Below are 21,822 nucleotides of genomic sequence, written 5' to 3' on the forward strand. Positions count from 1 at the left end.
GTATTAACATGATACAGCCTATTAAACATTTTGCAATCAATTGGGTGGATGGGATGAAAGTTTCCCAGAGACACCTTAATGATCAGGATAATTTCTTAATTGATACCATCAGAGATTCCAATTCCCTTGGAATTACTACATATAATTATGGGCTTCTGCCTATTTCCACTGAATTTACAGACCGTACCATTTTTGATGTTCACAATACGGCAACCAACGATGTGCAGCTGGTTATTAAGCGTTGTAGCGCTGTTACCATGGCAGGATATCGTATTGAGCTGACAGACAGAAGAATCAGTGTGAAATCATTGGCAAAATCCATGAACGAAGAGCAGGCAGACGGTGAATATTATATTTTAATCTCTGTAAATCCTTTTGATAAAGTACCTTTTGGGGATATTGATCCTGAAGAAATTCCGCCGCGTCATCCAAGTGCACAGCCGAATCATCATATTGAGCTTCTACCTGTCACTTCTTTGAACAGCAGCTACTCAGGAGGAAATTATCTTATTATCGGTAAAGTAGATTTAAAAGGGAATATTGCCCAGGTAGATTCCAACTTTATTCCGCCTTGTGCTTCCGTTCAGAGCCACCCGGCTTTAGTAGAGTATTACAGCAACTTTGCAAAGTCTATCGGAAATCTTCAGCAGTATGCTTTTAAAATTATTCAGAAAGCCTCTCATAAAAACCAGAATACAGCACTGGCACAAAACGTTAAGTTCTTGTGTACTACCATGGTAAATACCTTTGGTGATATGTATTTTCAGTTCAGAAATGTTACTCCTTGGCAGCCGCCTGTATTCTTGATTGAGTCTTTTGCGAGGCTGGCGCTTCATTTATACAATTCAACACAGCTTCTTATTCCGGCTGAGCTGGAAGAAATGCTGAACTATAGCCTGGAGTGGAGTGAAATTGCTCCTCATACTTTATTGAACCAGCTTTCTATTGTTGCGGAGACCAACTATGATCATCATAACTGTGGTGAACCATTGCTTTACATTCAACAGATGTTGAGAAGCCTTGAAACGATTTTCTCCAAATTGAGCGAACTTGATTATATCGGTCAGAGAAAAGAAAACATTATTGTTAACGAGCAGGAAGTTTCAACGAACACGAATCCAAAAAGAGGTTGGAGTGTTTTAGATTAATACCATTGAAATAAATACAAGTCCCGGATGAGAATTCGGGATTTTTTATTAGCAGTAACAAACAAGATTTGAAGTACATTTGCTTTTATAGATTTATAGAAAATGAATTTAGATTTAATAAGACAAGACACCCCGGGGTGTTCGGATAAGATATTCTTAAACAGTGCAGGGGCTTCATTAATGCCTAAATCTGTTGTGGAGACTACCATTAAGTTTTTATATGAAGAACAGGAATTGGGAGGTTATGCAGCAGCGGTGCAAAACCCAGGTCTCATCAATCAGTTTTATGAAGAGGCGGCTAAATTGATTAATACAAAGTCTTTCCATATTGCATTTGTAAGCAGTTCTACAGATGGATATGCAAAAGCTTTATCCAGTATTGATTTTAAAGAAGGAGATTGTATCATCACAACCAATGATGATTATATATCCAATCAGATTGCTTTTATTTCTTTGCAGAAAAGATATCGTATTGAAATCATCAGAGTGGCCAATCTTCCTGACCATGAATTGGATCTTGAAGATTTTGAAAATCTGATTAAAAAGCATAATCCCAAATTAATTGCTGTTACTCATATTCCTACCAATTCCGGTTTAATTCAAGATGTAGAAGGAGTGGGGAAGTTATGTAAACAGTATGATGTTCTGTATCTTGTGGATGCTTGTCAGTCTGTAGGGCAGGTCGTGGTGGATGTAGAAAAAGTCCATTGTGATTTTCTGACGGCAACCGGAAGGAAATTTATGCGAGGACCAAGAGGAACTGGATTTTTATATGTTTCGGATAAAGTATTAAACCAGAAAATGTATCCTCTGTTTTTAGATAGTTTTGGTGCTCAATGGACAGCATTTGATGATTTTCAGCTCCATGATACTGCTAAAAGATTTGAACTTTTTGAAAGACCTTATGCTGCTTTAGCTGGATTTGCAGAGGCTTTACGCTATGCCAATGCGATTGGAATGGATCAAATTGAGAATTACAACCGGAAGTTGACCGATACTTTAAGAATTAATCTGCAGAATAATGGTTTCAGAGTTCTGGATAAAGGAAGCAGGTTGAGCAGTATTGTGACTTTTTGCCAGGCAGATGGAAAGGTTGAAAAGATTCATAAGGCTTTGAGTGATTATAATGTTTTTTTTAAGGAAAACCGCAGACAGGATGCATTAATTGATTTTACATCAAAAAATGTAGATCAGGCCATCCGCTTATCACCTCACTATTTCAATACCATGGAAGAAATTGAACAAGTATCCCGGATTTTGGAAAATATTCATCATTAAAAATAACGGCTTAAATGTTTATAAAAAAGCCCCGGCATCTGCCGGGGCTTTTTCAATTTTATTTTTTATTTAGAAGGTCAAGAGTATGTTCTACATGCCCTCCGCCTTTCCATTCATCATGTCCCGGAATAATCAGGGCAGCCTGGGAATACTTAGACTTCAGTTTCTCCATCGTTTTTGGCCATTGTGCAACATTAGCTTCTCTGGTATAGCCCAGATCTACTGCTGCTTTGCTTTTTACAAGGCATCCGCCATCTAATATTTTATATTTTGGAAACCATACCACTACATTATCAGCAGTATGCCCTTCACCAAGAAAATCTACGGTAAATTCTTCTCCACCAATACGGTAAGGTTTTCCGGTTTTTATAAGTTCTGTAGACGTAGCTTTTCCATCTTTCTTTAGCAGTTCATTGGTTTTTGCTGTAGCATAGGTTTTAATTCCTTTTTTATTATAAAAGCTTAAATCTCCGGCTCTGTCTTCGTGAGAATGGGTGGCAAATACTGCAATGACAGGAAGATTATGGCGCTTTTGGATCGTGTCCAGCAGGCTCTGATATTGGGTTTTCTGCCATGGAACATCAAATAAAACGACTCCTTTTTTAGTAACAAGATATACTGCGTTGGTAGAATATTCCTTCCCTCCGAATACACCAAAAGTTTTGTAAATATAGAAGTTGGGTTTAATCTGGGGCTCAATGACAAAATCTCTTACCTGAGCATTTGCAAAAGGGCTTAACAACATCGAAATAATAAAAAACGGAATGCTTTTTTTCATAATTTTTTTAAGTACGAATTAAATGTTTGTATTTGTCAGAAAAGACAATGGCTATAGAAAGTTTTGCAAACCTAATAAAATTAAATTGTCAATTATTTTATGAAGGAGAGTTTAACCGTTTTTTAACAATTTGCAAAAATGCAGAGATCAATTTAAAATTAATAATGCAACTATGTTGCAATAATTGTTTTTTTCATTACATTTGATTTTTATTAATAACCATTTTTAAAAGTTTAAAAGACCTTAATAAAAATCTTAATGTATATGAAATTAAAATTAATGCTGTCGGTATTTCTTATTTTTCTTATTTCGATGATAAATGCTCAGGATAAAGAAGTGGTGGGTAAGATACTTTTTGAAAATGGAGGCAGTCCGGAAGCTGAAGTAATACTTAAAGAGACTTCGGTAAAAACAACGGTCAATAAAAATGGTGATTATAAAATCAAAAATCTCACTCCTGGAAATTATAGACTTTTGGTGAAAGCTAAAGGATATGAAGACGTTGAACAAGGAATCTCTGTTGAGAAAAAAATAACGGTGATCCCTGATATCTTTCTTGCTCGAAGCAGTAGCAGAATTGATGAAATAACAATAACAGGAGTTTCAAAAGAAACTTTAATTAAAGAAAACCCTGTTGCCATCCTCAGTATTTCTTCTAAACAGATCGAAAGGGCTGTCGCTACAAATATCATCAGTGCATTGGTGAAATCTGCTCCGGGATTAAGCGTTGTAGAAACAGGTCCGAATATTTCAAAGCCCTTTATCAGAGGGTTAGGTTATAATAGGGTGTTGACTCTTTATGATGGCATACGTCAGGAAGGCCAGCAGTGGGGAGATGAACATGGTATAGAAGTCGCTCCGTATATCATTGATCATGCAGAGGTAATAAAAGGACCAGCCAGTTTAATGTTTGGCTCTGATGCATTGGCTGGAGTCGTAAGTCTTTTTCCCTATATGCCTATTCAGGATGATGGTCTTGTGCATGGGAAAATAATCGGTGAATATCAGGGAAATAACAACCTTATTGGAAACGGGATGCTATTGGGCTACAAAAAGAACTCTTTTATAGCTTCGGTAAATGCTTCTTACAGAATGGCAAAAAATTACAGAAATGCTATAGATGGCAGAGTATATAACACCAATTTTGAAGAGAAAAACTTTTCTTTCCTTTTAGGCCATAAAACAAGCAATAGTTTTTCAAAAATTAATTTCACATTATACGACAATTTACAGGGAATTCCAGATGGGAGTCGTGATCCGGACACCGGGAAATTTACCTATCAGACCGGAGAAGGCGATGATGACGATGCAGAAAAGAGACCTGTTGTTTCAGAAAAAGATCTTAATTCATACACTCTTTCTCCTTTGCATCAGAGAATTCAGCATTATAGACTCTATGCACAGCACAGTCAGCAGATTGGAAAAGGAGATCTGGATGTTCATTTTGCCTTACAACAAAATATTCGTAGAGAATACAATCATCCAACTGTACCTTCACAGCCAGGAATGTATGTAAGGCTTAATACCCTAAACTATGGGGTCCGTTATAATTTTCCCAAGTTTTCATCCATTGAAATCTCTGCGGGCGCTAATGGAATGATTCAAAATAATAAAAATAAATCAGCCACAGATTTTCCCATTCCCGATTACGATTTGAATGAAGGAGGTCTTTACACGTATATCAAATGGAAATATAAAAGACTCAACATCAGTGGGGGAGCACGTTATGATATCCGAAACATCAGCTGGGGGAACTTCTATATCCAGACTAATCCGATAACACAGTTTGAAGAACAAGCTGCTCAGGCATCTTCCACTACCAGACTTGGATTTGCATCCTATAACAAAACATTCGGAGGTCTATCAGCCAGTATAGGATCTGCTTTTCAATTGACAAAACAGATCAGTTTAAAAGCTAATGTAGGAAGAAGCTACAGAGCACCCAATATTACGGAGATTGGTTCGAACGGACTGGATCCCGGAGCTCATATTATTTATAAAGGCAACAGAGATTTCAATCCTGAGTTTTCATTGCAGGAAGATCTGGGAATCAGTACACGTTTCAAAGATTTCTCAGCAGATGTAAGCTGGTTCAACAATAATATTCAGAATTATATTTATTTGTCATTACTTGTAGATGCACAGGGAAATCCTCTGGTGGATACACAGGGAAATAAAACTTATCAATACCAGCAGGCTTCTGCTCAGCTTTATGGAATGGAAGCATGGCTTTCATTACACCCCGAAAAATGGAAAGGATTTAATTTTGAAACCAGTTTATCCCTTATTTACGGGTTCAACCGCGATAAAAAATTTAAAAATAAAGAAACCCAGGGAGAATATCTTCCCTTGATTTCTCCGTTAAAGTTATCCGGGAATCTATCGCAGAAAATACCTGTGAGTTCAAAATTAGTTTCATCAATTACTCCCACAGCAGAAGTGGAGTTCTCAGGAATGCAGAACAGATACTTGGGATTGGATAATACGGAAACTGCAACGAATGATTATACCTTATTTAATATTGGGACATCCGTTGAACTTCATTATTCTAAAAATCATTCTGCAGTTTTACAGTTTCAGGTAAATAATGTATTTGATCGTGCTTATCAGTCGCATCTTAGCCGGTTAAAATATTTGGGAAATATTTATAATATGGGAAGAAATATATCTTTAAAACTTGTCGTTCCTTTCTAAATATAGAATATAAAAAAGGTGACCGAAGTTTTTGCGGTCACCTTTTTATATAATGTCATTGCAATCGATTACTTTTTAACCAGTATTTTCTCAGTGGCTTTTTTGCTTAAAATTTCTGTTTTACCATCAATTTCTATAGCCATCGATTTATCAAAACTTTCAATTTTAATGATTTTTACTTTGGTGTTGAGCAGCAGTTTCCTGTCATTAAGGTAAGTCAGGAAAGCATCATCAGAAAGAGTAACAGAAGCAAAAGTTACATTTTCACCAGCTTCGCAGCTGCTTAATCTTTGAAGATCCTGTGAAATTATATTTCCGTCTTTATCAGGAATAGGCTCTCCATGAGGATCAAATTTAGGATAATCCAATATTTCATCCATTTTATCAAAGAAGATTTGAGAATGTACATGCTCCAGCTGTTCTGCAATCTCATGAACATTTTCCCAGCCAAAATTCATTTTTTTAACCAGGAACATTTCGGTAAGTCTGTGCTTACGTACGACAAGAGCTGCCTCCCGTTTTCCGCTTTCCGTAACGATTAAAGGTTTGTAGGTTTCATAAATGACCCACTTTTTTTCTGCAAACTTCTTCATCATGTTATTGACACTCGGCATTTTTACATTTAAAAATTTGCTGAGCTCATTAATCGTAACCTTTCCTTCATTGTCAACTAAGTGAAACAAAGCTTTCAGGTAATTCTCTTCTGTTAGGGTTGTTCTCAAAATGTTAGATGATTTTCAGTACAAAACTAACAAAATAATATTAAATCTATTGTGCTTATGAACCAAAATGACTGGGAAAAATTTTTAATAAAAAAATAGGATTATGAGTAAATTAACATGAATAAAATTAAAATTGGTTATAAATAAGGTTGTTATATCTAAGTGTATAGGTTTTTGATATTTTTATTTATTCTGTTTTTAATGAATATTATTTTAAATAGTTGAAAATATTTATAATTTTTTAATAGTATTTTTAATTAAAGTGTATGTTTTTTATTTTTATAAGATTTATTGCTTAATTACTTATCTTAACTCTCAAAAAATTATAGCAATGAAATTAAAAATTACTTTTCTTTCCCTCTGTGCATCTTTTTTTATGAATGCGCAGATATTGAACCCCATTGTGTCAAATAGTGATGATCTTCCCGGAACAACCTTTAAACTTAATATTGATGATTTTAAAAGAAATGTCAATATAAATAGGAAAAAATCTGAAAAGATCAGCAGTCAATCTATTGTTTTAACACTTATTGATGGTACTAAAAAAGAGTTTATTCTATCTGAAAATAATCTTCTAAACAGGAAGCTTGATCATATTGTTACTTTTGACGGATATTCAAAGGACAGAAAAGATAAGATAAAACTTACCCTGGTTGGAAATGAGATCTCTGCAATGGTAAAATCCGGTACAGGATATTATATTATAGAACCTTATAAAACTAAAAAAGGGGAATATCGTATTTATAACTCTTTTGAAATGTTTGGTGAGAAATTTATATGCGGAACGGACGAAAATGATTTCAAGGAAAGTCTGGAGGCTGTAGCCAAAGGGCTGCACGTTCAGAAGTCGGCAACAGGATTCCCTTATGGAAGTTCATTGAAAACTTTCAGAATGGCAGTGGCAACGACTGGCGAATTTACAACTGCTTTAGGAAATCAGGATGCTGCTCTTGGAGAATTGGTCGCTATGATGAACCTGATCAATCAAATATATGAATCAGAATTATCCATTTCTTTTACATTAATTGATAAAACAGTTAATAAAACCCTGATTTTTACCGATGGAACTACAGATCCTTTTACAATAGATCCATCTTTTGCTTCCGCGGCTAATTCACAATCCGGGTTTGATATTATGAATACGAACGGAACACTGCCATACGCAGATTACGATATTGGTCATACCTTTAATATTATGCCGGGAGCAGGAGGAAGTGCTCAGGGGCAGGCAGGTCCTCGTCCGTGTACGGCATCCCTTAAAGCAAGGGCCTGGAGCCAGTGGACGCTTTCTATGCCAAAATCGTTATCTGCTAACCTGATCGTTCATGAAATGGGGCATCAGTTTGGAGCAGGACATACCTATAATGCGATAGGAGGAACTCCTTCGAGCCCTACATTCTGTACTTCCGGATGGAACTCTGCAGCAGCTACAGAGCCAGGTTCAGGATCTACTATTATGGCTTATAAAAATAACTGTACCACTCCTAATGATCAAACGAACACAGGAAATAACGGGTTGAATTATTTCCATGCTAAAAGTATTGATCAGATTTTAAATACCCTTGCAGTATCTTCTACCTGCTATACTTCTGTAGCAGTAAATAATACACCGCCTTCTGCCAATCCAGGGAATACAGCGATAAGCATTCCAAAAAATACTCCTTTTAAACTGAAAGGAATAGCGAGTGATGCTGAAGATACAAACCTTTCCTATACTTGGGATCAGGTAGACGTTGCTACAGCTAATGATAAAGGGGCTTTTGGAAGTACTATTAACGGAAGTGGCGGATACTCCGCAGTAAACAGTACTACAGCTCCATTGTTCAGATCTGAGCAGAGCACAACGACTACAGAACGATACTTTCCAAAAATGAAATTTGTTCTGAATAACCAGAATAACCCTCCTGTTAATGAAGCAGAAGCACTTCCTTTGGTAGCAAGAACAATGAAAATGAGATTTACTGTAAGAGATAACAGTGTGATTTCTGGTGGGGCAGATTCTGATCAGGTTGTTGTGACCGTAACCAACCAAGGACCTTTAGCGGTAACATATCCTAATTCAAACGTAACCGTGAATGCTGAAACAAACATCAATGTAACATGGGATGTAAATCAGACCAACGTTCTAAAGAACACTGTAAATGTCCTTCTTTCTACGGATGGAGGAGATACTTTCCCTTATGTACTTGCTTCCAATGTTCCTAATAATGGAACCGCTGCTGTAACTTTGCCGTTTGTTCCTTATACAAGTAAAGCAAGAATCAAGGTGACCGCAGTGATCAATGATTATGCAGAATTTTTCGATGTTTCTGATACTAATTTTATTATCAGCTCAAACTGTAATGCTTTCCAAACCATTATGGTAGAAAACCCGAAGGTGATAACAGCAGTACAGGGAAGCTCACAATCTAATCTTAATCTGTTGCCACAAACGCCATCTAATGATACCTACAATTCTAAAACATTGACTTTCGATGCTGCGAATATGACAGCCAATAGCTGGTATATATTTAATCAGACACAAACAGCTCCTTATCTGCTTAATGCAAGCTCAAGTATGCTGACTTTAAAATTCAAAGCAACAGAAACAGGAAGCTATACATTAAGCTATCCTTCTCCAAGTGGTGTGGCTATTACTTTATATAAAGGAACTCAGACAGGAACAGCTAATTTCCTGACTTCTAATGCGGTGTATTCAGGAACAGGAACCAGCTTTACTTATTACAGAACATTCACTGTCAATCTGGAAAAAGGTGCAGAGTATTTCATGACTTCAAGAAATCTGAGCAATACTCCTGCAGGATCAAGTGTTGTGGTTAGCATTAATGGGCCTGGACAATTCTATGATACTGTAAGTCTACCTGCAGGCGTTAGTTTCACATATGCAGCTATTAATACGACAACCAATACAATTATTGCAACAAGTTCTACAGCTAACTTTACAACTTTGCCAGTAGGAACATATACGGTACAGGGTATTTCGTTTACAGGAACGGAAAGTGCCTTGGTTAATAAAACGATTGCTGAACTTAATCAGGCCAAAGTTTGTTACCAATTAAGCAGAAACAATATTACTTTACATATTACTTCTGTATTAAGCACCAAAGAGCTTTCTAAAAAGACGATTGGTCTGGTTCCGAATCCGGTAAAAGATTTTCTTCAGGTATACAGTGATGAGAAGATCACTCATTATGAAATTTATGATATCTCAGGAAGATTAATGGAGAGTAATGCGTTGAATAATTCAGTAATCAACTTTACTAAATTTGAAACCGGTGTTTATATGTTAAAATTATTGAATAATAAAACACTGATTCATCAATCAAAAGTTATCAAAAAATAATCGATACTATATATTTAAAGGGAGCTATATCATTATAGCTCCTTTTTTGTATAGAATTTGTATACGTATCAATACAATACCATCCAGATGAAAAACATTATATTATTTCTGCTTTTTACATTGTTCTGTAATGTATCGGGTCAATCCCGAAGCTTTACATTTAATTTTAATCCTAAAAAATTTATAAAGGAAAATAAACTGAATAAGGGAGGAGGAAAAGAGATTGTTTTTAATTTATATGATATCAATGGTAAGGAAACAAAATATATAACGGCAGATAGAACATCCGAAGCATTGAGAAAAGAGGAAATATACAGTTTTAAAGGGAAATCCGAAGATGGCACCAAGCTTATTACTTTGACCATCGCCTCCGGGAATTTAACAGGAGCTTATATGGAGAATGGAATATCTTATTTTATTGAGCCACTGGAAAAAAAATGTAAAAAGAAATATAAAGTATATATAAGTACCGGAAAAGATTTACAGGTTGGGCAGCCTAATGATGTTGTCAAATAAACTCAATATTTACAGGTATTTAATTTTTAAAAATATTTAGCTTTTTCATAGGACCAATTTTCTTTTATTTTTTAATTTTACTCTATGAAATTTTCATTCAAAAACGATTATTCTGAAGGATGCCACCCGAATATCTTACAGGCCCTTTTACAGTGTAATCTTGAACAGCAGGCTGGCTATGGAGAAGATGAGTATTCATTAAGAGCTAAAACATTAATTAAAGAAAAAATCAACAACCCGGATTCGGAAGTCTTTTTAGTTTCAGGCGGAACGCAGGCCAACTTAATTGTTATTTCTGCGATCTTAAAACCTTATCAGTGTGTGATTTCTGCCGCTCCCGGACATATTCTGAATAATGAGACCGGAGCTATTGAAGCTACAGGTCATAAAGTACTGAGCATTGAAACAGCAGATGGGAAAATAAGACCATCAGATATTATCCCGGTTTTAGAGGGACATAGTAATGTACCGCATCAGGTAATGCCTAAGCTGGTGTATATTTCAAATTCTACAGAATTGGGAACCATCTATCAGGCAAAAGAACTGGAAGAGCTTTCAGCGTTTTGTAAGCAGAACAAATTGTATCTGTTTATGGATGGAGCAAGGCTGGGGCATGGTCTGACTGCGGAAATCAGTGATCTTACCCTGGAAAAAGTAGCTGCTCTTACCGATATTTTTTATCTGGGAGGAACCAAAAACGGAGCTTTAATAGGAGAGGCAATCGTGATTAATAATCCTGTTCTTCAGGAAGATTTTGCTTTTAATATCAAACAGAAAGGAGCATTACTGGCAAAAGGAAGACTGTTGGGAATTCAGTTTTTGGAACTGATGAAAGATGATCTGTATTTTGATCTGGCAAGACATGCCAATCAGCAGGCCATGAAAATTAAGAAGGCTTTGCAGAAAAAAGGAGCTGCATTTCTTTCTGATACGTATACCAACCAGATTTTTCCTATCCTGAATAACCATCTTATTGAGGTATTATCTGAAAATTTTGAATTCTATGTCTGGAAAAAAGTAGATGAAAACTTTTCGGCCATTCGTCTTATTACTTCATGGAGTACGGGAGATGAAGCTGTGAATCGTTTTATTGAAATTATTGAACAGAATTAGCATAAAAAAACAGCCTTGAAATAAGGCTGTTTTTTGTTTATAATGGATTATTTTAAAGCTTTGTTGACTGTTTTACAATCTGCAGTACTCAGCTTTTGTCCGTCTTTATAGCTTACCTTTTTGTCGTCAGCATATTTAGACTGTCCGTCTTCCTCTTTATGATCACCAATTCCTTCCGTTAACGTATTGTCTTTCTGAAGGAAGTAAATATCTGTTTTGCTTTTTTTGCCTTCAGAAGTGAATTCATAAGTCAGCTTCAGGGTATCTCCGGATTTGAAACCGGTTACATCTCCTTTTGAACTATCTTTTTCACTGTTTTTATAAGATAATTTTCCAGTGATTGTTCCTAAGTTGTCATCAATAGAAACAAAAACGCTGTCTTTTCCTGTAGCTCCGATGTAACAGAACGATTTTGGTCCAAGAGTATCTATTACAGGTTCGGCAACAGCAATGGTGTCTGCTTCTACTTTAGGAGCTGGAGTTTCAGTTTTTTTATTACAGTTGATTAAAAAAGCTGATACAGCGCCCAATAAGATTAATTTTTTCATATCCTTAATTGTTAAACTCAAATTTTTACCTTTCAAAAATAACAATACTATTTATATATTAAAGAATATTATTGATAAATAAGAATAATTTTCAATAGTCATTAAAAATGATAAATGCTTTTAGGCATGATAAATGATTTACCTTTTAAAATTGATTTTAATGAAAAAGATTACTAAAGTGCTGGGGTTGGGATTATTTATTTTAGGGTTGCAATTTGTGACGGCACAGGCTCCTCAAAATTACATTTATACTTCGTCGGGAGACCTTCATGCTATTGAAAAGATGATTACGAGGAAAGATATTGGTGGAGTACAGATTGTTTATAACTGGAGGGCTTTGGAAACATCAAAAGATGTATATGATTTTTCTGTTATTGAGAAAGATCTGGATTATTTAACTTCCGTAAATAGAAAATTATTTATCCAGCTTCAGGACCGGTTTTTTGAGCCACAGGCAAGATATATTCCTGATTATGTTTTGAATGATAAAGAGTATACCGGAGGATTGGTTCCTCAATATGATAATCCGGGTGAGAATAAACCTGTTGGAAGTGGTTGGGTAACTCAACAGTGGAATCCCGCTGTCCGTGAAAGATTTCAGAAGCTGATCGGAGCGCTGGCAAAGAAATTTGACGGAAAGATTCAGGGGATTAATCTTCCCGAAACATCAATAGATATAGAAATGAAAGCAGATAAAACCGGTTTTAGCTGTGATCGTTATTTTCAGGCAGAATTGGAAAATCTAAAATTTGCGAGAAGTGTTTTCCAGGATTCTTACGTCTTGCAATATGTGAATTTTTTTCCTTGTGAGTGGGATAATGATCACCAGTATATGTCCAGGCTGTTTGATTTTGCATATAAAAATAATATAGGGCTGGGAGGACCTGATATTGTTCCGAATAAAAAAGCACAGATGAAAAACTCTTATCCTTTTTTTAATCAATACAAAGGAAAGCTGCCCTTAGTTGCTATGGCGGTTCAGGAGCCGACTCTTACGTATAAAAATCCAACAACTAAAAAACCTTTTACCAAAGAAGAATTTGTAGAGTATGCAGAAAATTATCTTGGTGTGAAAATTATATTCTGGAGTGTGGAATCTCCCTGGCTGAAAGGTTTCTAATTTTACTGGAAATGAGAGGTTTTTTTTAACCACAAATCGAAGATTCAACGAAGTTAAAAGTCACAAAAGATTTTTAACACTTTAGTTGTTTTAAGTTTCAAGCTTTGCGGGGATCAAGTACACCTAAGTTTTTGAGAATCTCTGGTTTTTTTGCACACTTTCACACCCTAATACCCTCAGACTTTCAAACCCTAATCTACACTCTCAAACTTCCCCGAAATCCTCTCGCTGCATAATAAGAATCTGCACCATTGTGATACGTAAATACGGTGTTATATCTTCTGTCACAGAAAAGGGCGCCTCCAAGTTCCCGAATTTGCTGAGGTGTCTTGATCCAGCTTGAGGTTTTAAGATCAAATTTTCCCAGTTCCTGAAGGTGGCGGTATTGTTCTTCCGTCAAAAGCTCGATGCCCATTTCAGAAGCGGTATCAATGACATTGCTTTCAGGTTTGTTGGCTTTTCTGGAATCCCACGCTTGATAATCATAGCAGAGACTTCGACGTTTTGGGCTTTCTGGTGAACAGTCAACGAAGGAGTATTCGTCTGTTTTTTTATCGTAATCTACAACGTCGGGTTCACCTTCTGTGGTTTCCATTTCGTTTAAAGACCATAGTTTTTCAGGGCTGGCTTCCAGTTTTTGCTGGATGTTTTCCCATTTCAGGTCTTTATGACGGTTCATATTTTTTTCAAAACGGGTTTTTAGTGTTTTTAAAAGTTCGTTGATTTGTTCCTGGGTTAGTTTCTTTTTCATATCAAATTTTGTTTTACAGTTTGTTGTGTTGTGTTGTGTTGTGTTGTGTTGTGTTGTGTTGTGTTGTGTTGTTGGAGATCGCAAAGGCGCAAGTTTTGCTGATGAGGTTTTGTTTAAGGCGCAAGGATTTTATCTTCGATAAAATTGCTGACTTTTACTTTTGAAATATATTAATCAATAATAGTAATTTTTCTGTCTGCAGGTCTGAAATACCAGGAAATAAGAACCAGTACCAATAATAATACTGCGGGAAAAGTTCTTCCTGCTGTGTCACTCACAATCAGATGGGAAATTACAGCTCCTGACATGACGAAGAAAAAGCCGGCATAGGCCCATTCTTTCAATAGGGGTCGCTTAGGAATAAGTATGGCAATAACGCCCAGGATTTTCCATACTCCAATGATGGTCATCAGATAAGAAGGGTAGCCGAGGTTGGTAAAATTGAGCAATTCATCTTTACTTTTCATCAGTTGGACAATGGCGGTGGAAACCATTCCCAGAGCCATCCAAAGGGTAAATATCCAGTAAATAATCTTCGTTCTTTTTTGTGATTGTTGTGGGGTGTTCATGATCTGTTTTTTTATAGTTAGTCGTTTAATCCTATTCCGTCCATTATTTGTGGAATGCATTTTTCAATGCGGGCTTCACGGGTTTTGGACTGTTTTGCGGAGGAAAAGTGGAGCAGATAGGCTCTTTGTCTTCCCGGAGTTAATGCTTTGAAAGCTTCCTGCAGTGCCGGATCCTGATCCAGTTTACTTTGAAACTCTTCGGCCATTTCAAATTCTTTTGTTTTTTTCAATTCAACTTTAGCGCCTGATTCTTCAATTTCAACGGCTTGAAACATATAAGATCGAAGAACTTCCTCCAGATCATTGATTTGCTCTACATCGGTAAAACGAACCTGTCTTGCAGCCTGTACATTTTCAGATTGCTGAATCAAAATCTGATCAGGATCTTTCATCAAAGCTCCTTTAAAGAAGAGAATTGCACAATATTCTTTAAAACCGTGGATCAGGAAAATATTTTTCCCTTCATAGGTATAACAGGGGCATCCCCATTTTAAATCTTCTGCAAGCTCAGTGCTTAAGGCAATTGTTCTTAATTTTTCAAACTCTTTTTGCCATTGCTTGGCGTCATTAAAGAAAAAATTAACTTTTGGATTCATGTGTTTTATGTTTGAGGGTTTCTTGAGTATTAGGGTATTAGAGTGGGAGAGTATTGTGTTTTTGGATGAGATTATCTCTATAATTAACAACCTGAAACCTACTATCTGCTACCTACTATTTCCTGTAAACGGTTATGCGCCATATTAATACCCTGTGCAAAAGGCATTTTCAGATGCTGGTCTCTGAAATCTACCGATTTATATACAGTTTGAATGGTAATTTTACTCGTTGTATCTGTTAGTTTTTCAAATTCTAAAAATTCTATCTGAACCGGAAAAGGCGTGTTTTCCATTTGAAAAGTTCTTATGATTTTCTCATTCTGAACAATATCATGAATGGTTCCGTTGGCACTGAAAACTACATCACCCTGAGGATTTAAGGTTTCGAAACGGTAACTTCCGTGTTGTTTGTTTTCGAATTTGGTGACTTTGGTTCCCATCCATTGTTCGAAAAGTTCAGCTTCTGTATAGGCTTTGAAAAGGAGTTCTACAGGAAGATCAAATTCCCTGATAATGAAAATTTCCTGTTTGCCGTCTTCTGCTTGGATTTTTGTTTTGAGTTCCATGATTTTTGGTGTTTGAGGGTTTCTTGGGTGAGAGTATTAGAGTGGGAGAAAATTGATACTATTTGAAGTCTATTATCTATTCGTCTCTCATCTTTTATCTCTTATTCTTTGTTACTCATATTTTGAAAGGCTTTCATCACACTTTCCAGCTTGTTGAACTTTTCGTCCCACATTTTGCGGAATGGCTCTATAAAATCGGCTATTTCTTTCATTTTATTGGGATTTAGGTGATAGATAACTTCTCTGCCGTTTTGTTCAGATCTTAGCAGTTCACATTCTGTAAGGATCTGGAGATGCTTTGAAACGGTAGGTCTTGCCGTATCAAAATTGGAGGCTATAGCTCCCGCTGTCATCGACTGTGCCGCCACCAACATCAATATAGATCGTCTTGTAGGATCTGCTATCGCCTGAAATACATCTCTTCTTAAATTCATCGTGTAGTTATTTGACTACAAATATATGTGTAGTTATTTAGCTACGCAAATATTTTATGTAAAATTTTTGATTTTAATAAAAAAAAGCTCAAAAATGTAGGGAAATACATTGTTGAGCTCTGTAATTTTGAATTTTGAATAAGAAGTACGCTTACGATCTTACTTCCAGATCTTCAACTATATGGATGGCTTCCTGCAGATAGAGATCTTTTTTCAGATTTTTAACCCATAATTCCGATTTATTTTTGAATGCTGCATCATTTTTTTCTCTTTCAATATCCTTGGGATATAGGGTGAATTGAAGGCCACTTTCTAATGTTTGCAAAACTTTGAATTTATCATCCTGAGCTTTTCTCTTCTTCATCAGGTCGCTGTATTTTTGTATGCTCAGAGGCACTGTTTTTTCTTTACCCAGATTTTCTCTCCATTGGGCGTATTCAAGTAATAATTTATAATTATCGTTTTTAGCAATTCTCTCTGTGCCTACTTTCTGCAAAGCCTGAATATTGAGAAAGTTTCGTTTGGTGAAGCTTGTTCCCGGTATTTTATCCCAAGCTAATGCATAGTCATCATATTTTTCACCTATGTCTGCGTAAGAAAAGATATCTTTCATCTGGATATCTGAGCTTACTCCTTTTCTCTGTGTAGATTCTCCGGTGATTCTATAATATTTCTGAATAGTTAGTTTTATGGAACCAAAGTCTTCCTGAGTATTGAGAAACCTGTTCAAATCTACAAATACCTGCACGGTTCCTTTTCCATATGATACAGGAGATCCCATGATAACTGCTCTTCCGTAATCCTGCATTACGCCGGATAAAATTTCTGCCGCAGAAGCAGATAATTCATTTTGTAGAATCACAAGTGGACCGTCCCAGATGGGAGTTTCATTTTTATTTTTTAAGGTGGTAATCTTTCCATTTCCATCTTTCACCTGCACATAAGGACCTGCATCCATAAAAAGACCCATAATATCTCCAACTTCCGTTAAAGACCCTCCGGAGTTACCTCTAAGATCAAGAACAATTCCCTGGATATTTTGCTCCTTAAGTTTGATGATTTCTTTTTTAATATCGTCAGATGCATTTCTGCCATCTTTATCTTCAAAATCAGCATTGAATTTTGGTAAATTGATCAGTCCGTATTTTTTATCGGATGCATTTACGATTATACTTTTGGCAAAAGTATCTTCAAGAGTTATTTCTTCGCGAAGCATGGTTACATCCTGAATGGTACCGTCTTTTTTCTCTACAGTTAAAGTAATTGGCGATCCTTTTTCGCCTCTGATTAATCGTATGGCTTCGCTGGAAAGCATATCAGCAACATTTACAGGATCAGTATTGGGGTTAGATTTTATTTTTAAAATTTTATCACCCTCAGTCAGCTGCTTGGTCTTCCATGCAGGAGCTCCAATGGATAATGTACCGATAAATAGGTTTCCTTTCTTTTCCTGGATTACTGCACCTATCCCGATTATTTTTCCTTTGAAGTCCGTATCAAAATCTTCCTTGCCCTGTGGTGAATAATAGTTGGTATGCGGATCAAAAATATGAGTATAGGCATTCATATATACCGTAAACCAATCCATTTTTTTTCTTTTCTTGAATCGGATAAATTTTTCTTCCAGAAGATCTTTAACATTTTCTGTCGCTTTTTTTACCTTTTCATCCTGGGTCAGTACTTCAGGCTTACTGCTGTTTTCTTTATTATTATCTTCCTTCTTTTTTTCCTCGCTTTTCCTGTTCATGGATTCTATTTCCTGCAGAATATTGTATTTCACATATTTCCTCCATTCATTATACTGCTGCTGTTTGTTGGCCGCTGCATTTTTCAGTTTGGGTTCCAAAGTCAGTATTTCATCTTCTTCCAGATTGATGGGTTTACTGAAAATATCCTTGGTCATTTTATCAATTTCATCAATCCTTTGATACAATTTATCGACTGTCAGTTTATAAAAAGTCAAATCTCCGGTGTTCAGATAATCATCCAGTTTGGTTTCATATTTACGAAACTCATCCATATCAGATTGGAGGAAATATATTTTTGTAGGATCTATGGATTCAAAATACTGTTTATACACTTCTTTTGAATACGCATCATTAATAGGTTTGGGGCTGTAATGCAGGTAAGACAAAATATTCTTTGTATTGACCATGATGATCTGCATCTTTTCTTCTTCATGGCTGGGAGGACGAAAACCGAACACACAAAATGTAAGCGGAAGAAGAAGTAAAAAACGAACGGTTTTAAAATTTTTCAACATATATATGATTGTGCTTTTAATTGAAAACTATGCTTGTTTTGTTGCTATTAATTGATCTATTTTCAATGTATTGATTAAAAATAGTAGTAAACAAGAGTTTTCAATGTGCTTTTATAAAATCACGTGAATGTATGAAAAATATTGATAATAAGTAGTTGTGGAGTAGGATTTTAAGATAAGTTTATGGTTTGGAGAGTTAGATTATTTAAATAGTGCTTCAGTATATTTTTTATTTACTACTTTATCTCTCATTGAAGCCTTATCTGTGAAATTTCTAGATATGTTTCTTATCATTTCACTGTAATTATCACTTCCATCATTTTTTTTGCGATAATAAGGTTTTACGGAGCTGCAGTTTTTGTGTTCAAAAAGAGTATTAAGTAAAGTCCTGTCTGAAATTCCACAAGAATGTCCAAATATGAAAACTTGATAATTATTTGAATTTATAAAATCCAGTAGTCTTTTATATGAATCACTTTCAAGATATTTCATTGACTTAATATTTTGTAAATATTCGTTATCATCAAGATCTTCAATTTCTAAGTAATCTTTATCTATTTCATCTCCAAAACCAAAAACAATCTTATTATCTGTTTTATTATTTAAAATTCCATGAATGTGTGTTACATCTGTGGATATATCATTTCCAAATTCACGATCAGTCGGAGGATTGTCATAATGAGTCTCAGTTGATGTATAATTAAAATTTACCAATAATATATCTTCTGGTCTATGACGAAAATAATTTGGTGCGACATCGGATGTTAATATTTTTTTAATTTTTTGTCTTTTATCTTTAATACCTATTAAAGCTTGATAAAATCGGATGTCTCTCTCTGATAACTCTAAATCTGAAATTGATATCTTTTCTTCTTCAATATCTTTAACATAATTATTAACCCTTTGGAATTCAATTTCAGTTAGTTGGTTAATTGATGACTCTGAGAAGTCCTTGAAATTAAAATCTGAATATATCACATTATAAACAGATTTTTTAAAACTCATTTCTTCAGCAGTACTTGCAAAACTTTTTGTAAATTTTGTTTGAATTTTTGTAAGGTATTCTTCTAACAGCGATTCAATAGACTGAAAATCTTTATTCAGAGCAGTTATTTTGTATCTAGGTAATGAAAAATCTTTGTAACTTTTTTTTAATAACAAATAATATTCTTTTTCAATATCAACCCAATTAAGAGAATGATTCTTTTCTGTTAAAATTTCAAGAAATTTATTTTTGTATTTTACTTTACTGCTATTATATCTTAAAGCTCTTAATAAGTTGCTGTATTCAGATTCGCCTTTAGCAGCTTCTGAATATACAATTGGTGGTACTCGATCAATAGAGATATTGTCATCCTCAAATCTTTTACCATTGTATATACCACTTAAAATCTCTTTTCTTTTATTTCCCCAATAATCATTAATAAAGGCTCCATAACTTGTTGACATCCCGTGAGCAAGGTCAAAACCATTTCCAATTAAAATTATACGATTCATTATTATTAGTTTGTAAAAGTGTTTTTCTAATTATTTCTTCTCAATCAACCTCTCCAATTTATCAATCATCTCCTTCTGCTGCTGAAGCATACGCTCATAAAGCTCTACCATTTTATCAATAGGATTGAAAGTAGGTTGATTATTAAAGAAAGCAGGTTGTTGACAGTTATCAAAAGAAGCCGTATTAGAAATAATATTTATAGCATTTTCCTCATCAAAATTCTCAATCGCTTCTGCAGGAACTTTCAAAATCTTCGCTACCTGTGCCAGAATATCAGATTCTACGGTTTCTTTTTGCTCTAAAAGGGAGATTTTCTTTTGGTTCCAGTCATCGCCCATTTCAAAAGCTAATGCTTCCTGTTTGATCCCCAGCATTTCGCGGAAACGCTTTATATTTCTACCCTGATGTATTTTTTTATTTTGCATATCTGTGTCAATCATAATAACAAATATAAAGCTTTAGAACAAAAAAATGAAGCTCCTTTTTAAAATAAATACTATTCTAAAATATCTCTCTTTCTGAATAAATTATCCTTTCCTCAACTGGTATATCCTCCTTATTATGATTTGATTTGTTGAAAAATAACAAATATGAAAAGAAAAATAAGGATGAACAGCAGCAAATATAATGAACTACACAATCGTAACCTTACGGTTTTCCTCAAATCGTTTTCAAGAGCGTATGGCAAAATAGTGTACTTCCCGGAAATAAGAATTGCAGGGAAGTGGGTGGAGCAATGTGGTTTTCAGGCAGGAGATAAGATACTGGTTACGGTGAGCAGAAACCAGATTATCCTGGAAAGGGAAGTGGATTATGAGGGATAAATGCTATTTTTGAACCATTGCTATTGAGTCCTGAGGATTAGAACAAGCAGTGAATCAAACTCAACCTAATCAATAATGAGAAATAACGTCAGTACCAAATCCATATTTTTTGTATTACTATTCTTTTTATTTTCCTGTAAGGGACAAGATAATCAGGAATGTTTGATAAAACTTAAAGAAAAACTGTCTCCAAAAGTAAATGCTGAAAATAAAATTGGAGAAGTGATTAACTTAAAGGAAGATACTCATTGTTTTGATTGGGATTCTTTACTTATTATGATGCCAATTTCTTTGAATGAGGAAGCGGAAAAAGAGTTAGGAATGAAATTACCTATACGTGATGATTTTACCTGGGAGTCTGATAATACCTCAATGTTTTTATTTGTAAAGAATAAAAAAGTTGTTTATTCTATGCTTCAAAAGGCCACTGTAGACAGAGAAACTTATGATGCGGCTCAATCAGTAAAGGCTTACTATTTTCTTAACTTACTTAACTCCTATGGAAAAGGAAAGTATTATGTTATCATTCCAAAAGAAAAAGCTGTATTTGAAACTTATCCTATGGTATATCATAATAAGAATGGTAAAGAAATGACAAATCCTAAGTTTGGCCTTGGTGTAAAAATTAAAGGAAACTAGAATATAAATGAAATTAGGCTTCAATTTCCAAAAAGAATAATAAAAAAAACCTGGATTAATGATCCTGGATTTTTTTCTATTTCCTTAATATTCTTAACAACTCATCTATTCTTAATGGTTCAAATATTTTATTAGAATTTTAAACGCAAAGTTTTAAGTTAAAGGATTTTATATTTTTGAGTAGGCTAAGGATGGGCAAGTGGACTTGCCTGATGAAGCGGATGATAGTCGCACGCAGATTTAGGAGATTGCGCAGATAGAGTAAACATAAGAATCTTCGATATCTGCTTGATCAGCGAGATTTTTTGAACCATTAAGGGTACTTAAGGTTTTAAGTGAAGTTAAAACTCAAATAAATTTGAGTTAAGCGTTATGCTTCTTGAATATCTTTAGATCTTCTCTTAATTATTCTTAACAACTCA

At 35.0% G+C, this 21,822-nt stretch carries 20 protein-coding genes; 9 read left to right on the forward strand and 11 right to left on the reverse strand.

Translation table 11 applies throughout. The features are described 5' to 3' along the window. Window positions 1-8: 8 nt before the first annotated feature. Together AC07UM_RS16385 and AC07UM_RS16390 are read left to right on the forward strand one after the other, a co-directional pair. The gene (locus tag AC07UM_RS16385; protein ID WP_124531663.1) at window positions 9-1,148 is read left to right on the forward strand and encodes a hypothetical protein; all 1,140 of its coding nucleotides are present in this window, start codon (window positions 9-11) and stop codon (window positions 1,146-1,148) included. 102 nt (window positions 1,149-1,250) lie between these two features. Continuing rightward, the gene (locus AC07UM_RS16390) at window positions 1,251-2,426 is read left to right on the forward strand and encodes an aminotransferase class V-fold PLP-dependent enzyme (RefSeq protein ID WP_494684152.1); all 1,176 of its coding nucleotides are present in this window, start codon (window positions 1,251-1,253) and stop codon (window positions 2,424-2,426) included. 58 nt (window positions 2,427-2,484) lie between these two features. Here AC07UM_RS16390 and blaIND read toward each other — a convergent pair whose 3' ends face one another. Further along, window positions 2,485-3,204, reverse strand: coding sequence for an IND family subclass B1 metallo-beta-lactamase (gene blaIND, locus AC07UM_RS16395; RefSeq protein WP_494684153.1), 720 nt, complete (start codon window positions 3,202-3,204; stop codon window positions 2,485-2,487). Between the two features lie 264 nt (window positions 3,205-3,468). Between blaIND and AC07UM_RS16400 the strand changes: the two genes are divergently transcribed. Then, window positions 3,469-5,898 carry a TonB-dependent receptor gene (locus tag AC07UM_RS16400; RefSeq protein ID WP_494684154.1) on the forward strand — a complete coding sequence of 810 codons (2,430 nt, stop codon included), beginning with the start codon at window positions 3,469-3,471 and terminating at the stop codon, window positions 5,896-5,898. Between the two features lie 68 nt (window positions 5,899-5,966). On the opposite strand, the gene AC07UM_RS16405 is transcribed toward AC07UM_RS16400, so the two are convergent. Continuing rightward, window positions 5,967-6,620: a metal-dependent transcriptional regulator gene (locus tag AC07UM_RS16405; protein WP_494684155.1), complete on the reverse strand. Its 654-nt coding sequence runs from the start codon at window positions 6,618-6,620 to the stop codon at window positions 5,967-5,969. Between the two features lie 331 nt (window positions 6,621-6,951). Between AC07UM_RS16405 and AC07UM_RS16410 the strand changes: the two genes are divergently transcribed. From AC07UM_RS16410 to AC07UM_RS16420, 3 genes are all read left to right on the forward strand, one after another. Continuing rightward, window positions 6,952-9,963 carry a zinc-dependent metalloprotease gene (locus AC07UM_RS16410; protein WP_494684156.1) on the forward strand — a complete coding sequence of 1,004 codons (3,012 nt, stop codon included), beginning with the start codon at window positions 6,952-6,954 and terminating at the stop codon, window positions 9,961-9,963. Window positions 9,964-10,050: 87 nt separating this feature from the next. Further along, on the forward strand, window positions 10,051-10,479 hold the full coding sequence (locus tag AC07UM_RS16415) for a hypothetical protein (protein ID WP_494684157.1): 429 nt from the start codon (window positions 10,051-10,053) through the stop codon (window positions 10,477-10,479). Between the two features lie 84 nt (window positions 10,480-10,563). Further along, window positions 10,564-11,592: a threonine aldolase family protein gene (locus tag AC07UM_RS16420; protein WP_494684158.1), complete on the forward strand. Its 1,029-nt coding sequence runs from the start codon at window positions 10,564-10,566 to the stop codon at window positions 11,590-11,592. 47 nt (window positions 11,593-11,639) lie between these two features. Here the strand turns inward: AC07UM_RS16420 and AC07UM_RS16425 are convergent, their stop codons facing one another. Beyond that, window positions 11,640-12,140: a hypothetical protein gene (locus AC07UM_RS16425; RefSeq protein WP_494684159.1), complete on the reverse strand. Its 501-nt coding sequence runs from the start codon at window positions 12,138-12,140 to the stop codon at window positions 11,640-11,642. Window positions 12,141-12,300: 160 nt separating this feature from the next. On the opposite strand from AC07UM_RS16425, the gene AC07UM_RS16430 reads away from it, so the two are divergent. After that, the gene (locus tag AC07UM_RS16430) at window positions 12,301-13,260 is read left to right on the forward strand and encodes a hypothetical protein (RefSeq protein WP_494684160.1); all 960 of its coding nucleotides are present in this window, start codon (window positions 12,301-12,303) and stop codon (window positions 13,258-13,260) included. 196 nt (window positions 13,261-13,456) lie between these two features. Here AC07UM_RS16430 and AC07UM_RS16435 read toward each other — a convergent pair whose 3' ends face one another. From AC07UM_RS16435 to AC07UM_RS16470, 8 genes are all read right to left on the reverse strand, one after another. Continuing rightward, window positions 13,457-14,011 carry a DUF4256 domain-containing protein gene (locus AC07UM_RS16435; RefSeq protein WP_494684161.1) on the reverse strand — a complete coding sequence of 185 codons (555 nt, stop codon included), beginning with the start codon at window positions 14,009-14,011 and terminating at the stop codon, window positions 13,457-13,459. A gap of 170 nt (window positions 14,012-14,181) precedes the next feature. Then, a complete protein-coding gene (locus tag AC07UM_RS16440; protein WP_494684162.1) occupies window positions 14,182-14,580 on the reverse strand; it encodes a DoxX family protein in 399 nt (132 codons plus the stop codon). Window positions 14,581-14,597: 17 nt separating this feature from the next. After that, window positions 14,598-15,176, reverse strand: a complete 579-nt coding sequence (locus AC07UM_RS16445) for a YdeI/OmpD-associated family protein (protein WP_494684163.1) — start codon at window positions 15,174-15,176, stop codon at window positions 14,598-14,600. A 101-nt stretch (window positions 15,177-15,277) separates the two neighbouring features. Further along, window positions 15,278-15,742 (reverse strand): SRPBCC family protein, encoded by a 465-nt coding sequence (locus AC07UM_RS16450; RefSeq protein ID WP_494684164.1) that lies wholly within the window; start codon window positions 15,740-15,742, stop codon window positions 15,278-15,280. A gap of 101 nt (window positions 15,743-15,843) precedes the next feature. Then, window positions 15,844-16,176 (reverse strand): ArsR/SmtB family transcription factor, encoded by a 333-nt coding sequence (locus AC07UM_RS16455; RefSeq protein ID WP_494684165.1) that lies wholly within the window; start codon window positions 16,174-16,176, stop codon window positions 15,844-15,846. A 151-nt stretch (window positions 16,177-16,327) separates the two neighbouring features. Beyond that, the gene (locus tag AC07UM_RS16460) at window positions 16,328-18,439 is read right to left on the reverse strand and encodes a carboxy terminal-processing peptidase (RefSeq protein ID WP_494684166.1); all 2,112 of its coding nucleotides are present in this window, start codon (window positions 18,437-18,439) and stop codon (window positions 16,328-16,330) included. A gap of 201 nt (window positions 18,440-18,640) precedes the next feature. Beyond that, window positions 18,641-19,936: an AbiH family protein gene (locus tag AC07UM_RS16465; protein ID WP_494684167.1), complete on the reverse strand. Its 1,296-nt coding sequence runs from the start codon at window positions 19,934-19,936 to the stop codon at window positions 18,641-18,643. A gap of 30 nt (window positions 19,937-19,966) precedes the next feature. Further along, window positions 19,967-20,377, reverse strand: a complete 411-nt coding sequence (locus tag AC07UM_RS16470; protein ID WP_494684168.1) for a helix-turn-helix transcriptional regulator — start codon at window positions 20,375-20,377, stop codon at window positions 19,967-19,969. A gap of 150 nt (window positions 20,378-20,527) precedes the next feature. On the opposite strand from AC07UM_RS16470, the gene AC07UM_RS16475 reads away from it, so the two are divergent. Continuing rightward, window positions 20,528-20,761, forward strand: a complete 234-nt coding sequence (locus AC07UM_RS16475) for a SymE family type I addiction module toxin (protein ID WP_494684169.1) — start codon at window positions 20,528-20,530, stop codon at window positions 20,759-20,761. A 162-nt stretch (window positions 20,762-20,923) separates the two neighbouring features. Beyond that, window positions 20,924-21,400: a hypothetical protein gene (locus AC07UM_RS16480; protein ID WP_494684170.1), complete on the forward strand. Its 477-nt coding sequence runs from the start codon at window positions 20,924-20,926 to the stop codon at window positions 21,398-21,400. The last annotated feature ends 422 nt before the right edge of the window (window positions 21,401-21,822 follow it).

The sequence above is a fragment of the Chryseobacterium sp. GW821-FHT04C04 genome (assembly GCF_059420365.1).

Coding starts and splice junctions, on each gene's coding strand:
- AC07UM_RS16430 (WP_494684160.1), top strand. CDS start 12,301: ATGAAAAAGATTACTAAAGTGCTGGGGTTGGGATTATTTATTTTAGGG.
- AC07UM_RS16450 (WP_494684164.1), bottom strand. CDS start 15,742: ATGGAACTCAAAACAAAAATCCAAGCAGAAGACGGCAAACAGGAAATT.
- blaIND (WP_494684153.1), bottom strand. CDS start 3,204: ATGAAAAAAAGCATTCCGTTTTTTATTATTTCGATGTTGTTAAGCCCT.
- AC07UM_RS16435 (WP_494684161.1), bottom strand. CDS start 14,011: ATGAAAAAGAAACTAACCCAGGAACAAATCAACGAACTTTTAAAAACA.
- AC07UM_RS16475 (WP_494684169.1), top strand. CDS start 20,528: ATGAAAAGAAAAATAAGGATGAACAGCAGCAAATATAATGAACTACAC.
- AC07UM_RS16415 (WP_494684157.1), top strand. CDS start 10,051: ATGAAAAACATTATATTATTTCTGCTTTTTACATTGTTCTGTAATGTA.
- AC07UM_RS16460 (WP_494684166.1), bottom strand. CDS start 18,439: ATGTTGAAAAATTTTAAAACCGTTCGTTTTTTACTTCTTCTTCCGCTT.
- AC07UM_RS16440 (WP_494684162.1), bottom strand. CDS start 14,580: ATGAACACCCCACAACAATCACAAAAAAGAACGAAGATTATTTACTGG.
- AC07UM_RS16385 (WP_124531663.1), top strand. CDS start 9: ATGATACAGCCTATTAAACATTTTGCAATCAATTGGGTGGATGGGATG.
- AC07UM_RS16390 (WP_494684152.1), top strand. CDS start 1,251: ATGAATTTAGATTTAATAAGACAAGACACCCCGGGGTGTTCGGATAAG.
- AC07UM_RS16425 (WP_494684159.1), bottom strand. CDS start 12,140: ATGAAAAAATTAATCTTATTGGGCGCTGTATCAGCTTTTTTAATCAAC.
- AC07UM_RS16465 (WP_494684167.1), bottom strand. CDS start 19,936: ATGAATCGTATAATTTTAATTGGAAATGGTTTTGACCTTGCTCACGGG.
- AC07UM_RS16410 (WP_494684156.1), top strand. CDS start 6,952: ATGAAATTAAAAATTACTTTTCTTTCCCTCTGTGCATCTTTTTTTATG.
- AC07UM_RS16420 (WP_494684158.1), top strand. CDS start 10,564: ATGAAATTTTCATTCAAAAACGATTATTCTGAAGGATGCCACCCGAAT.
- AC07UM_RS16400 (WP_494684154.1), top strand. CDS start 3,469: ATGAAATTAAAATTAATGCTGTCGGTATTTCTTATTTTTCTTATTTCG.
- AC07UM_RS16445 (WP_494684163.1), bottom strand. CDS start 15,176: ATGAATCCAAAAGTTAATTTTTTCTTTAATGACGCCAAGCAATGGCAA.
- AC07UM_RS16470 (WP_494684168.1), bottom strand. CDS start 20,377: ATGATTGACACAGATATGCAAAATAAAAAAATACATCAGGGTAGAAAT.
- AC07UM_RS16455 (WP_494684165.1), bottom strand. CDS start 16,176: ATGAATTTAAGAAGAGATGTATTTCAGGCGATAGCAGATCCTACAAGA.